Raw genomic sequence first — 13,917 nt, forward strand, 5'->3', positions numbered from 1 at the left:
CTAAACCTTAGGATTATCCTAAGGTTTTTTTGTATAAATTCCACAATTCGTTGGAAAGGCTTATTAATAGCATGATTTTGGTAGGGGGCTTCTCGAATGACCAGTAAAGAAGAAATCCTGGACAATAAACAAATTCTTCATTCTTTTGCGAAATGGTTAATGGGTCAAAATAAATCCGATGGTACGATTAAAACCTATGTGGGAGTCATCTCCCAGTTTCTTCAATGGTTTAAAGATGAGGCGGAAGAGATTGAAAAATTCCACGTCCAAACCTATTTAGACGATATGGAACAGTCAAACAAGAGTGGAGGAACGATTGAAAAACATTTTTCAGCCATTACCATGTTTTCAAGGTTCCTTGATAAACCCGAAATCGTCCTCAACATCGATCGTAAAGCAAAGGAAAAGAAAGAAGATCCGCCAAAAGCCCTGAACATGCTTGAGCAAGCTGCTCTCCTAAAAGAAATCGAGGCCTCTGGGCATTTCAGGAATATTGCTATTGTCTACACAATGATTCATACGGGTATCCGGGTGTCCGAACTTTGTGATTTGAACCATAGTGACATTCAAAAAGAGGGAGAAAGGCAATATATCCTCATTCGGGATTCAAAAGGTGATATAGACAGGAAGATTCCACTCTCCATGACTGCTAGTGAAAAGATCAAGGCATACAAGGAATTTTTAAATATGGAAACGGAAGCCATCTTCATATCCAGTGTGAATCAACGCATAACGCCAAGGTCCGTGCAATATATGTTGACTAAATATAATACGACTCCCCATAGGCTGCGGAATACGTTTTGCCAAACATTAATCGATAAGGGGATAGACCTTCAAACCGTTTCAAAATTGATGGGGCACAAAGATTTGAACATGACCAAACGTTATATAGGAGAAGGAAAAGAAGAATTGGAATCAGCCATTGAAAATACTTTTGATAATTTGTAGGATTGGGAATACTTAACGATATACTAGAAGTTTTCCTTCATTATATAAGTTCCAATAGCACGGGGAATTTAATGCTGATGATTTAAAAATAGCATTTCTTTTATAGTTGTAGGCCTTTTAAAGGACAGATTAAAATGACTAGGAATTTTTAAGGAGAAGATCTCTTTTGGTGAATGCCACCCAAAACAACCCTTTGGTAGCCAAGAGGGTTAATTAGAAGGAATTTATTCTTTACCTAGGGTAGACTAGAAAACATCATTGGACTTCTTATTCTACAATTTAGGGTTGCAGGGTAGTTTCTCTTAGTAGTTTCTCGGCTTCAATTATACAAGCACCCCTGTCATGTAGGTATTCAAGTGAGATACTCCTTTTTAATGCTGTTTGTTCAATTAATCTAATTTCATGCTGCATAGCACCAGACAAGATTCCATTTTCAATGTTCTTATTTATTTCATAATAAAATCCTGCCAATAATTCTAACGGTAATTCATCGTAAAGGGAACTTTTTTTGATCTTCATAAAGTACCTCCTCATTTTACAATAAAACTAGCATACATATTTGTAATAAAAACATAAGGGATTTAAAGGGGAGCTTTTAAGCTAGGGAAACCCTGAATTTGACCGAATACAGAGTTTTTTTTGTATTTGAATAATATGATTGATGAATCACTGTTTCCTATTTGGAAGAAGCTATTCTTTCTATGTACTGTTCCGGGTATTGGCCCCACCTACGCCAGATACTATGACGGCCACGCATGCCATCCAACCTATTATTATCATATAAGAAAGCGCTTACATTGTCAAGAATTTCATTTGGAAATTCGAGCAAAAACCTCTTGGTATGATAAAAGGATGACAGGCTGATAGGATGAAGGGGCTAAAATTAACAAAATCAGCAGATTTATTATTTTAATAATATCAAAAAAAGAAAATATTGTATTTCACAAAAATGGTTGAGCGCCGTTTAAAGCTAAAAAATTTCCGAAATGGTCTGTATAGCATTGTTACACCCGTTCGTAAAAGTTAGAAAAACATTTACGAACGCTTTTGATAGAATAAGAGAGAGAAAAATAGATGAAGGAGTAAAAAAATGGATGTCCGTAAATTTGGATACATAAGAGTGAGTAGCAAAGATCAAAATGAAGGACGACAACTTCAGGCCATGTTGGATAATGTTCTTAAAGAACGTATATCTAGATCTTTACAGGATGGTCCGATCGATTGAACCAGTTGTGTGGCTTTGATGATTCTTGGATTCAGCGGTGGCAAAATCAGTCTACGAACGCGCAAAATCTAAAAATCCAGGAATGGAAAGGGAGCTATAGATTTTTTATTTAACCGTAGGTCAATAAATTCGAAAAGCCCTTCCTCAGCTGGATGGGCTTTTCAATTTTATAATCCCCAAAGTCTATAACACGATTTGTGAGTAGGTATAATCTATAATATGGTAAAAGTCACCTTTTCAATATCGTTAGTAAAGAGCTGAGTTTGATTAAATTCAAAAATGAATTATGGGCATTTTGATGAATCCCCTATAGAAAGGCGTTATTTGCGAATAAAATTCATTAATGAATTGACTGATGTTAATAATAAGCGATTTTACATTAAAATGGGTCTTGGCATGCTAGTTGCATAATAATAGTTATAAATCAAACATGCACGATATGAAATTCGTTTATGTGCGGAGGGATAAATGGTGCGAAAAACAATAAATAAACCATGGGAGCAATGGTATGTTGAAAGAATGAAATCTATGAAGCTACCGGATATATCCGTCTATTCACTGCTTGATATAACAGTGAGTAAGTTTCCACACCATACAGCCATCATTTATGAAGACCAGTCCATGGATTATAAGAATCTAAAAATGCAGGTAGACAAACTTGCAGGTAAATGGAGAGAAATGGGCTTTGTTAAAGGTGAACGGATTGGACTGATGATGGCCAACCACCCTTATTTCATAATCAGTTATTATGCTGCCCAGGCACTGGGTCTGTTGGTTGTACAAATTAATCCCATGTATAAACCGCGGGAACTATTGCAAATATTAATAGACTCGGATACCAAGATTATTGTATTTGACCAAACGGCCGCAAATACAATCGAAGAAACGAAGGCGATATATGAATTTGATGTATGCATTGATACGGAAAATGATCAAAATGGCTCCTATTCCCTTAAAACGATGATTGAAACAGGGGATGCGATTAAGAAGCCCGTAGTGATAATCCCGCATGAAGATACGGCAGTCATCCAATATACTGGCGGCACCACTGGGAAGATGAAGGGTGTCATGCTTACTCACCATAATTTAACTTCAAATGTTGTGCAGAGCTTTGAAATGTATGGTGATTCCCTGAAACCTGGCGAAGAAATCGTTTTGGCAGCTACGCCTCTTTACCATGTTTATGCCATGACGAGTGCAATGAATCTAGGTATCTATATTGGAGCTGCCATCCTCTTATTTCCTAAATTCGAACTTGAAGATGTACTTGCAAAAATAAAAAAGTACCGTCCGACTTTCTTTCCGGGAGTTCCAAAGATGTATAACGCTTTCGTCAATCATCCAGGAATTGAAAACTATGGACTGGATTGTTTAAAAAGTTGTTCTTGTGGATCGGCGCCCCTGCCGGTTGAAGTAATAAAGCGATTTGAGGGGCTGACCGGTGCCAAAATCGGAGAGGGTTTCGGTTTGTCTGAGGCTTCACCTTCCACTCATCGTAATCCGCCTTTCGGAAAAAGGAAAATAGGAAGCATTGGCATCCCTTTTCCAGGCACGGACTGTATGATCATTGACGATGAAAATAATGAAGTGCCTAACACATGCGTCGGGGAGTTGCTCATAAAAGGCCCGCAAATCATGAAGGGTTATTGGAATAACGAAGCCGAAACCAAAAAGGCCTTACAGAATGATTGGCTATATACTGGCGATCTTGCTGTGATGGATGACGAAGGATATTTCTATATCGTCGGCAGGAAAAAAGAAATGATCATCGTCGGCGGATTCAATATTTACCCGCAGGAGGTAGAAGGGGTTCTGTACGAACATCCGGCCATTAAAGAGGCAGCTGTGGTCGGCATCCCACATAAAGAAAAAGGAGAAATAGTGAAAGCATTCATCGTACCTAAAGAAAGCGCTTCCGTGGATCTTGAAGAAATAGAAGGATATTGCTATTCCCAATTGACGCCGTATAAAGTACCAAAAGTATTTGAATTAAGAAAAGAACTTCCGCGTAATACAGTGGGTAAACTATTAAAAAGATTGTTAGTTAAGGAGGAATTAGAAAAGGGTTGAAAGTGGGGGAGTGTGATTTCAACCATCTAAGTTGAACCTTACGTTGGTTGGTAAGCCATTGTAAACAAAAGAGGAGGGATTCATATGCGTTGGGTTGTTCTCATTCTATTATTCTTTGGAGCCGTCATCAATTTTGCAGATAAATCGATCGTGGGCCTCGCAGCTGTTCCCATCATGAAGGAATTCAATCTTACCTATGCAGAGTGGGGCCTTGTTGGAAGCAGTTATTATTGGCTTTACCCAGTAACAGGGATTTTTGGGGCAGCATGGGCTGATCGGCTGGGGGCTAAAAAAGTGCTGGGGTTCATCATGCTGACATGGACCGTTTTGCAATTCGGCGTTTTAGCCATCACCGCTCTTCCATTATTAATTCTATACAGGATTTTACTTGGCGCATTCGAAGGGCCTTATAGCCCAATTGCTTACAGTCATGCCGATAAGTGGTTTCCGCCGAAGCTGAAAGGTTTTGCCAATTCGGTTGTTGTTGGCGGAGGGACCGTTGGCGCGATGATCGTGGCACCGATCCTCGTATCCTTAATTACGATATTCGGCTGGAAGGTTGCCTTTGCCGCCCTTGGTGCAGCAAGCCTTGTTTGGTTCTTCCTCTTTCAATTTTTAACAAAGGAAAATCCAGTTGAAGTATACGAAAACGTCCAAAAGAAAAAGAAACAAAAACTGGAAAAAATAAAAGTGAAAGACTTTTTGCTGCTACTGGCCTCACCAACTGCTTTGTTTACTACGCTCGCTTATTTTTCAACGTATATTTTAGTAGTTTGGTTTTCCGTTTGGCTCCCGATTTATTTAGTGGAAGCCGTAAAAATGACTCCAGGTCAAATGGGAACCAGCGTTGCGATAATCGGAGTCGTTTCCGTATGTATTTATATGGGTGTTTCGATGGCGTCCGATCATTTATTCAAGAAGAATCAGAATTGGCGATCATCAAGGGTATTTGTCGTTGCGGGCGCCATGATTCTTGGTGCATTGTTCTTTTCCTCAATCATGATATTTCAAAATCCAATCTGGGTGATAGTCGCCATGTGTTTAGCAAAGGGTCTTACATACGCCATTTTACCAATTGGACCAACAATCATGATCAATGAAATGCAGGAGCGGGGAGGATTGATGACAAGCATCTTAACATCATCAGGAAATCTAGCGGGCATTATTGCACCTCTATTAACTGGCTATATCATAAGTCTAGCTGGAGGAAATCAACTATTGGGTTATAACCTATCGATATTGTTCATGGCGATCCTTGTCCTGGCTTTTGGCATCCTGTTTGCGATATTCGTTAAACCGGCCGGGAAACTTAAAAATAAAAGTTCGGATAACTTTGACCTTAAGTCCTCATAAGCAGGGTCGAACCTGCTTACATTCAATGAAACTAGTGAAGAGAAGGAATGCCTTCAAATAATGGCGTGAATAAAAGGAAAAGGAGCGGATTGGACATGAATAGAGAAGCCGTCATAGTTTCTGCAGTTCGAACAGCAATTGGAAAACAGGGAGGTGCACTTGCATCTGTTCCTGCCCACGTATTTGGAGCAGAAGTGATGAAAGAAGCCTTGAAACGAGCGAATCTAGAACCTCGTATGGTAGATGATGTAATCATGGGGAATGTGTTAAGCGGGGGTGGAAACATTGCCAGGTTAACTGCACTGGAAACAGGCCTCTCTATTCATCTTCCGGGTCTGACTGTCGACCGACAATGCGGCTCGGGAATAAATGCTGTCAACTTGGCTGCACAAGCGATCAGGGCTGGCGAAGGCGATGTCTATATCGCCGGTGGGGTCGAGAGCATGAGCAGGGCGCCATACTTGATGGACCGACCGGAAAAACCATACAGTGCAAAGCCGCCGCAGTTCAGAAAGTCCAGGTTGTCCCCTAAAGAGATTGGCGATCCCCCGATGGGAATCACGGCTGAAAACTTAGCGGGAAAATATGAGGTCAGCAGGGAAGAACAAGATGCCTTTGCTCTACAAAGCCAAAAAAATATGGCCAGAGCCGTGGAAGAGGGCCGGTTCAATGAACAAATTGTGCCTATCCACATTCCCGTCAGAAAAGGTGATGATATCGAATTTAAATTGGATGAACATCCTCGACCGCAAATAACGAAAGAAGGGCTAGCCAAATTATCGCCTGCATTTCTGGAAGGCGGGTCCGTGACTGCAGGCAATAGTTCGGGATTGAATGATGCCGCATCAGCATTGGTCATCATGTCGAGGGAAAAAGCGGTGGAATTGGGGATTAAGCCTTTAGCGACGATCAGGGCACAGGCAGTTGCAGGGGTAGATCCAAATTATATGGGAATAGGACCTGTTCCCGCTATAAGAAAGGTAATGGAGAAATCAGGACTTTCCTTAAATGAAATGGACATCATTGAGTTTAATGAAGCATTCGCCGCTCAAGTCATTGCTTGTAATCGGGAGCTTGATATGAATCTAGCAAAAGTGAATGTGAACGGGGGAGCCATTGCACATGGACACCCACTTGGTGCGACGGGTGCCATCCTCATTACGAAAGCGGTTCATGAATTGAAGCGTTCTGCCGGAAGGTTCGCCCTTATTACAGCTTGCATTGGAGGCGGACAGGGAATTGCTACGATAATTGAACGTGAAGGCTGATTTTATATGTGTGTTTACAAAAAAACAATCAATTTAGCACAGCATTCAGACCTAAATGCCCTACTTGTCGATGGCTACTATACATGAACAGAACTAAGGAGGAATAAACTCATGACAATCACTTTAACCAAGGAAATGCAGCAAATGAAGGAAATGATCCGTAATTTTGTTGAAAGGGAAGTGGAGCCCTTCGCCATACAAATTGAAGAAGAAGATGCCATCCCAGAGCATTTGGTGGAAAAAGCGAAAGACCTTGGCTTATTCGGGATAAGCATTCCCGAACAATACGGTGGAATTGGCTTAAATGCGGTGGGAAAGGCCACCGTTTTAGAGCAGTTAGGAAGGACCCATAATGGTTTCGTTTCATTAATAAGCGCTCACACCGGGATTGGCAGTACAGGTCTGGTTAAGCTGGCATCCGAGCATTTGAAAAATAAATACTTGCCTGAAATGGCAGCAGGCACGAAAATTGGCGCCTTTGCTTTATCTGAACCCGGAGCGGGATCGGATGCAACCAATTTGGCAACGAGTGCAGAAAAGAAGGGTGATTACTGGGTGATGAACGGGACGAAACATTTCATCACGAATGGGCCGATAGCTGATGTTTATACCGTATTCGCTTTAACGGATAAGGATAAAGGGGCAAAGGGAGGGATAACCGCTTTTTTAGTGGAAAGAGACTTTCCTGGTTTGACTGTCGGCAAAAAGGACAAAAAAATGGGATTAAGAGGATCATATACCTCACAGGTCATTTTTGAAGATTGTATCATACCTGAAGAAAATGTAATCGGCGAAGTTGGAATGGGATATATTTCTGCACTTAAAATTTTAGGTGAAGGGCGAGTAGGATTGGCTGCAAGAGCAGTGGGGTCAAGTGGGAAATTAATTGAATTATCAGCCAAATATGCCAAAGAGCGAATCCAATTCGGTAAACCGATCGCTGACAACCAAGCGATTCAATGGATGCTTGCTGATATGGCAACCGAAACGGAAGCCGCAAGAGCATTGACGATGATGGCGGCACAAAAGATTGATGAAGGAAAAAAAGTGATCAAGGAAGCTTCAATGGCCAAACTGTTCGCTTCAGACGTTTTTAATCGGGTGGCGGATAAAGCGGTACAAATTCATGGCGGGATGGGATATATGGCTGAATATCCAGTAGAACGTTTTTATCGGGATGCCCGCATAACGAAGATCTATGAAGGAACGAATGAAATCCAACGTTTAATCATTGCAAGAAATGTCTTGGAAGAGTGCTGAATGTTTACTGTTTTATTCGGGCAGGTAGTCTTTTGCCCAAGTATCCGGAATTTCAAGGGGGAGGAACGAAATGGGAGAAGATATCGTAATCGTGAGTGCTGTACGAACACCAATTGGTAGGTACGGTGGAGCATTTAAAGAGATTAGTTCCGGTCATTTGGCTAGCATTGCCATTAAAGAAGCGATCAAGCGGGCAAATATTGCAGCGGAACAAGTGGATGAAGTCATTTTCGGGGAGGTAAGGCAAACGACCGAATCCTCGAATGTCGCGAGGGTGGCAGCATTGCGATCAGGGATTCCCGATTCTGCACCGGCTTTTACGGTAAACCGGTTATGTGCATCTGGAATGCAAGCCATCACCTCAGCAGCACAGCAGATAAGCTCAGGTCAAGCAAATATAGTCGTTGCCGGGGGTACGGAAAGCATGAGCCGGGCACCGCTTTATTTAAGAAGTGCCCGTTTTGGGGGAGACAGGACCCAACTAGTTGATTCTAATACTGAAGCTGGGCAGCAGCCTCAAGAAATTTATGGGAAAAGTTTGGGGATGGGAATCACCGCTGAAAATGTCGCACAGCGATACAACATTTCCAGGGAAGAACAAGATGCCTTTTCAGTGGAAAGTCAACGAAAAGCGGCGCAAGCTATGGAAGAAGGAAGGTTCAAAGATGAAATCGTTCCTGTCCAGGTCTCTGACAGGAAGAGTACGGTTATCATTGAAACGGATGAATATCCACGCCCTGACACCACAATGGAAAAGCTTGCAAGCTTAAAACCGGCATTCAGGGAAAACGGAACCGTCACTGCCGGTAATGCTTGTGGTCGTAATGACGGGGCGACTGCATTGGTGTTAATGAAGGCCAGTGAAGCGGAACGGTTGCAAGTACAGCCGATCGCAAAGATCGTCGATTGGGCGACTGCCGGAGTTTCTCCTGAAGTGATGGGAATTGGTCCAGTACCAGCCGTTGGAAAACTTATGGAGCGCACTGGGAAAAAAGTTGAAGAAATTGGACTTTTCGAATTAAATGAAGCGTTCGCTTCACAGGCATTGGCAGTAATCAGGGATTTATCGCTAGATGAAAACAAGGTGAATGTAAACGGAGGCGCCATTGCACTTGGGCACCCAGTCGGATCGACGGGCGCAAGGATCGTGACAACGCTAATACATGAACTGATTCGCAGGAAAGAAAAATATGGAGTTGCTACACTTTGTGTAGGCGGCGGCCAGGGAATGGCGATCATGATTGAAACGATATAGTCTAACGATAAAGGAGCGGAAACCCCATACGTTTCTGCTCCTTTCCGTATATAATTTGAATCGCATATAAGTGAGGGGGAGGAAGATTGCCTGTTGAAGTGGGGGATATTCGGAATCAATTCGAAAGTAGTGCTTTCTTTTCGCATATTGGGTTTGAAATCATTCGGTTTGAAGAAGGAAATGTAACGATAAAGCTAAACATTGAAGAACATTTACTTAATGTCAATGGAACACTGCACGGGGGCATTCATGCCACCATGCTGGATACCATCCTAGGAATGGTGACTCGTTCCGTTACCAAATCTAAAGTCGTGACGACAAGTTTAACAGTACATTATTTAGCCAGCATATCAAGCGGGGAACTCTTTGCGGAAGCAAAAGTCCTGCAAAAAGGATACAAAATTGCCTTTACTGAGGGAGAAATAAAAGATGCTGAAGGCAACATCATTGCTAAGGGCACAGGGATTTTTAAAATCATTCGCGATAAATGAGGCAAGGATGATCAAATTGGCTGACAAGTGACTATGCTCCATTTTAATAGTAAAAAATGAGGTGTGAAAAAATTGACTAGAACTTGGCATCGATTTTATCCGAAAGATACCCCAGCAGAAATTGACATTCCAGTATTGTCCTTATATGGACTCCTTGAACGTTCAGCCCGACTTTACCCAACCTGCAAGGCCGTAATAGATGGGGATCGGGAAATGACATATATGGAATTAAAGGATGCCGCAGATCGTTTTGCTGTGAATTTAGACAACCGTGGATTTCAAAAAGACGATCGTATAGCAATCATGCTGCCAAATTGTCTAGAATATATCATTGCCTATTATGCCACCCATCGTTTGGGAGGTATGGTCGTTCAAGTGAACCCACTGTATAAGTCGAGTGAATTGGACTATATAATACGGGATTCCGGAGCCAATTGGTTCATTGGGCGGGAGGTACAACGGGAAATATTAGCCCTAACAAGTTTTTCTGAAAGGTTAACGTTCATATCTGCCGAGCAATTAATGGAAACTGGAACGGATTTATCAAGGAAAGATAAGGAACTTCCTGTTCTTGACATCGACCCAAAGGAAGCTGTGGCTGTTCTTCAATATACAGGGGGAACTACAGGGAAATCAAAAGGGGTCATGCTCACGCATTTTAATTTGATCTCGAATGTATTTCAAGATTTTGCTTTCACGGCTAATGCCCTTCAACTCCAAAGTCCTGGCGAACGGATGCTTGGATTGACCCCATTATTCCATGTCTTTGGTAATGGACGATTGAATAGTGCCATATATGCCGGATCAACATATATCACATTAGAGAAATTTGAAATAAATAAGGTGGTAGATTTGATTCGAACACATCGGCCAACCATTTTTCCTGGTGTCCCGACCATGTATATTGCTTTATTGAATCACCCGGATTTGACGGCGGACGATTTATGCTGCTTTAAGTACTGCAGCTGTGGTTCTGCGCCGCTCCCGATAGAAATCATTCAACAGTTCGAAAAAAAATTACGGATTACAATATTGGAAGGATTCGGGATGTCGGAAACTTCCCCCACTACACACCGTAATCCAGTCATAGGACAGCAAAAACAAGGAAGTATCGGAATTCCATATCCAAATACCGATGCTAAAATCGTCGATTTGAAAACAGGCGTTGATGAATTGCAAGCAGGAGAAAGAGGCGAACTGATCATTAAAGGTCCGCAAGTAATGAAGGGATATTGGGAAAATCCAGAGGAAACCGCAACAGCTTTGCGGGATGGATGGCTTTACACTGGGGATATCGCGACGATGGATGAAGAGGGATATTTCTATATCGTAGGCAGGAAGAAAGATATGATCATTGCAAGCGGTTATAATGTATATCCAATCGAAGTCGAAGATATTATTTATCAGCATCCAGCCGTGAAAGAGACATGTGTATATGGAGTACCGGATTCATACCGTGGGGAAACGGTAAAAGCGGCCATAGTTTTAAAGAAAGGCAAGTCAGTCACGGAGCAGGAAATCAGGGAGTTTTGCGTGCAGCGACTTGCCAGATATAAAGTGCCGCGAAGTTTTGAGTTCAGGGAGCAATTGCCAAAATCAGCTGTCGGGAAAATATTGCGCAGAATTTTAATGGAGGAAGCACAGAGCCCTACTGCCGGAGGGAGATAAGCATAGCGGTTATCGTAAGGGAGCTCAGATGAAACCCTAAATAAGGGAAACCTTTATTCGAGGTTCCCCTTATTTAGGGTTTATAGACGATAAATCTACTTTCCTTTTAGGGGAATTTCAAATGAAGTCCCATCCACCAATAATTCATGAGACTCACCATCCGCTATATCATCGGTAGTGAATGAAAAGGAATCGAGCCGATCTAATTTTGCCTCTGGATCAACCAATAAACCAATTGTGCCTTTTCTCAATTCTCCTGGTTGGTAATCTGATCGACTTACTTTTTTTGTCCCCATAAAAGTATCCCCGGAATGGATGAAATTTTTAGAAGGCACATCATATGTAAGATTATCATTGAAAGTAACATTTTCCATGCTGAAGAACTGAAGTTCCTTCGAATCTTTATTTTCAACAGAATAAGTTATCTCTAGATAAGAAACCTCTTCATCGATATCCGTTTTAGACAACGCCGCCCGTTGATCGATTTCCTCCATGGATAAATTCTCTTTATAATATATCGAATAGGCCTCTTCAAAACTCAATCCCGTATAGGACTTGAGTTCCTCTTTTGCTTCATCTGTGAGTGAAGATACTTGAATCCTGCGGATATCCTTGACTGTGATGACCATCGGTGCCAATTCAAAAGCCTCATTAATAGACTTCGTTTCTAGTAATCTGAAGGTTCCCCAATTTTTTTGGCGAACCTTATCCCCGACTTTTTCAAGATGGATCCCGCCATATTCATCAACCTCAGGAATTTTGGATTCCTTGGCTTCCGCATTTTCCCCTTTTTCAGTTTTATCGCTCTTGAAATAATTTAAGGCAATCACACTTAAACAAATAAGCAATAATCCAACCATTGCTGAAATGATCCAACTTTTACGAATACTTCATCACTCCTTGTCTTAAACCATTGATGTCAAAGAATAATATACCATTTTTTTTGCAAAAGAAGGAAAGGGGAGTGCCTGAAGGTCCATCTTGTGCGAATTAACTTAACCCATTATAACAATAAAAAAAAGAATGAAAGTTAAGGGGCTAAGCGGAAAAAGGAAGTAACCTAGAAAAGGTAAAAAAGACGTGAAAGTAAATCATCCAAGTGACTAAAATTCCATGTAACCGCATACAAAAAAACTTGCTATTACACAAACAACCTGGTAATCTAATTTCAAGAATAATCTAAACGTTTACATTTTAAATGTAATTAATTCTTTGATTTTTACTTGTTTTATACACATTTTTTTAAAAAAATCTAAACGTTTACATTTTGAGGTGTTAAAAGATGGAGTCAAAGCCAAATATTCAGGATGTTGCAAACCTTGCAAACGTTTCTATTGCAACTGTATCCCGGGTCATTAATAACCAAGGAGGCGTTCGGAAAGTAACGGAAGAGCGTATTCTAAAGGCCATTGAGGAACTGGGCTATATTCGCAGTGCTGCAGCAAGGACAATGAAGCGAAAAGAAACGAATACAATCGGGGTCATTGTACCTGATATTATGAACCCGTTCTTTCCGCTTGTTATGGCAGGGATTGAACAAAAAGCTCGTGAAAAAGAATACTTTACTATTTTAAGCAGTACAAATGAATCCCCAAAAATCGAGGAAGAGATTGTGAGAAATTTTATTGAGCGAGGTGTGGATGGTGTGATTATCACTACGGCCAATGAAGATGGTGAGCACCTAAAACTGCTTGAAGAACAGGAAATTCCTGTAGTAGCAGTTGATCGAAGCATCAAAAAATTTGAAGTGGATACTGTTCTTGTTGATAACAAGAAGGGGGCCTATCAGGCTGTCCAGCAATTGATTCTTCAGGGGCATGAAAAGATAGCGATTATATGCGGTCCACAGAACACGACCCCTGGGCTAGAACGGTTCTTGGGTTATAAACATGCCCTAGATGACTATAACATTGAATTGGATGAACGATATGTCATTAATGGAGATTTCGGAGAGCAAAGTGGCTATCGGTGTACTGAAAAGCTGTTTGAGCTTGATGATAGGCCAACTGCTATTTTTTCTTCCAACAATATGATGACTATCGGCTGTATGAAAGCGCTGGCCGATTTAAACTGGAGGCTTGGCCGCGAGGTGTCATTTATAGGTTTTGATGATGTGGATATAGCGACATTTTTGAGCCCGAAACTTAGTGTAGTTGCAAGGCCAATGAATGCTATAGGAGAGATTGCCTTTATGCTTTTGCATGAGCGGATTTGTTTCAAAGGAGAGCTTCCGAAGCGGGAGTATCTATTGTCTCCAGAGCTTAAAATCAGGGATTCTTGCCGGTCAGTGGATCATACATTCTGATTATATGAAAAGGGGACTAGGAGTTTAACCCATCTGGTCGCCCGATACCTTTTTATATATTGAAAGCGTTTAAT

General features: G+C 41.4%; 11 protein-coding genes and 1 pseudogene. 10 read left to right on the forward strand and 2 right to left on the reverse strand.

All coding sequences use genetic code 11. The features are described from left to right. Nucleotides 1-96: 96 nt before the first annotated feature. Nucleotides 97-948: a tyrosine-type recombinase/integrase gene (locus AC2YHV_RS25040; RefSeq protein ID WP_283930491.1), complete on the forward strand. Its 852-nt coding sequence runs from the start codon at nucleotides 97-99 to the stop codon at nucleotides 946-948. A gap of 279 nt (nucleotides 949-1,227) precedes the next feature. On the opposite strand, the gene AC2YHV_RS25045 is transcribed toward AC2YHV_RS25040, so the two are convergent. After that, nucleotides 1,228-1,467, reverse strand: a complete 240-nt coding sequence (locus tag AC2YHV_RS25045) for a hypothetical protein (RefSeq protein WP_098865472.1) — start codon at nucleotides 1,465-1,467, stop codon at nucleotides 1,228-1,230. Between the two features lie 571 nt (nucleotides 1,468-2,038). Between AC2YHV_RS25045 and AC2YHV_RS25050 the strand changes: the two are divergent. The 8 genes and pseudogenes from AC2YHV_RS25050 to AC2YHV_RS25085 all read left to right on the forward strand — a co-directional run. Next, nucleotides 2,039-2,137: pseudogene (locus AC2YHV_RS25050) on the forward strand (recombinase family protein); the annotation flags it as partial. Between the two features lie 507 nt (nucleotides 2,138-2,644). After that, nucleotides 2,645-4,243 carry a long-chain-fatty-acid--CoA ligase gene (locus tag AC2YHV_RS25055; protein WP_487374400.1) on the forward strand — a complete coding sequence of 533 codons (1,599 nt, stop codon included), beginning with the start codon at nucleotides 2,645-2,647 and terminating at the stop codon, nucleotides 4,241-4,243. A gap of 84 nt (nucleotides 4,244-4,327) precedes the next feature. Then, nucleotides 4,328-5,596: an MFS transporter gene (locus AC2YHV_RS25060; RefSeq protein ID WP_053534627.1), complete on the forward strand. Its 1,269-nt coding sequence runs from the start codon at nucleotides 4,328-4,330 to the stop codon at nucleotides 5,594-5,596. A 95-nt stretch (nucleotides 5,597-5,691) separates the two neighbouring features. Beyond that, nucleotides 5,692-6,864: a thiolase family protein gene (locus AC2YHV_RS25065; RefSeq protein WP_063577780.1), complete on the forward strand. Its 1,173-nt coding sequence runs from the start codon at nucleotides 5,692-5,694 to the stop codon at nucleotides 6,862-6,864. Between the two features lie 111 nt (nucleotides 6,865-6,975). Next, complete coding sequence (locus AC2YHV_RS25070) at nucleotides 6,976-8,124, forward strand: acyl-CoA dehydrogenase family protein (protein ID WP_063576639.1); 1,149 nt, start codon at nucleotides 6,976-6,978, stop codon at nucleotides 8,122-8,124. A gap of 70 nt (nucleotides 8,125-8,194) precedes the next feature. Further along, nucleotides 8,195-9,379 carry a thiolase family protein gene (locus AC2YHV_RS25075; protein ID WP_328118496.1) on the forward strand — a complete coding sequence of 395 codons (1,185 nt, stop codon included), beginning with the start codon at nucleotides 8,195-8,197 and terminating at the stop codon, nucleotides 9,377-9,379. 86 nt (nucleotides 9,380-9,465) lie between these two features. Next, nucleotides 9,466-9,870: a PaaI family thioesterase gene (locus AC2YHV_RS25080; protein ID WP_145506131.1), complete on the forward strand. Its 405-nt coding sequence runs from the start codon at nucleotides 9,466-9,468 to the stop codon at nucleotides 9,868-9,870. Between the two features lie 63 nt (nucleotides 9,871-9,933). Continuing rightward, nucleotides 9,934-11,538, forward strand: a complete 1,605-nt coding sequence (locus AC2YHV_RS25085; protein ID WP_487374401.1) for a long-chain-fatty-acid--CoA ligase — start codon at nucleotides 9,934-9,936, stop codon at nucleotides 11,536-11,538. 95 nt (nucleotides 11,539-11,633) lie between these two features. Here the strand turns inward: AC2YHV_RS25085 and AC2YHV_RS25090 are convergent, their stop codons facing one another. Further along, on the reverse strand, nucleotides 11,634-12,398 hold the full coding sequence (locus tag AC2YHV_RS25090; protein WP_487374402.1) for a hypothetical protein: 765 nt from the start codon (nucleotides 12,396-12,398) through the stop codon (nucleotides 11,634-11,636). Between the two features lie 422 nt (nucleotides 12,399-12,820). Here AC2YHV_RS25090 and AC2YHV_RS25095 point away from each other — a divergent pair, with 422 nt between their 5' ends. Further along, a complete protein-coding gene (locus tag AC2YHV_RS25095; protein WP_487374403.1) occupies nucleotides 12,821-13,843 on the forward strand; it encodes a LacI family DNA-binding transcriptional regulator in 1,023 nt (340 codons plus the stop codon). Nucleotides 13,844-13,917: the final 74 nt, after the last annotated feature.

This window comes from Peribacillus sp. SRI_006, assembly GCF_057586375.1.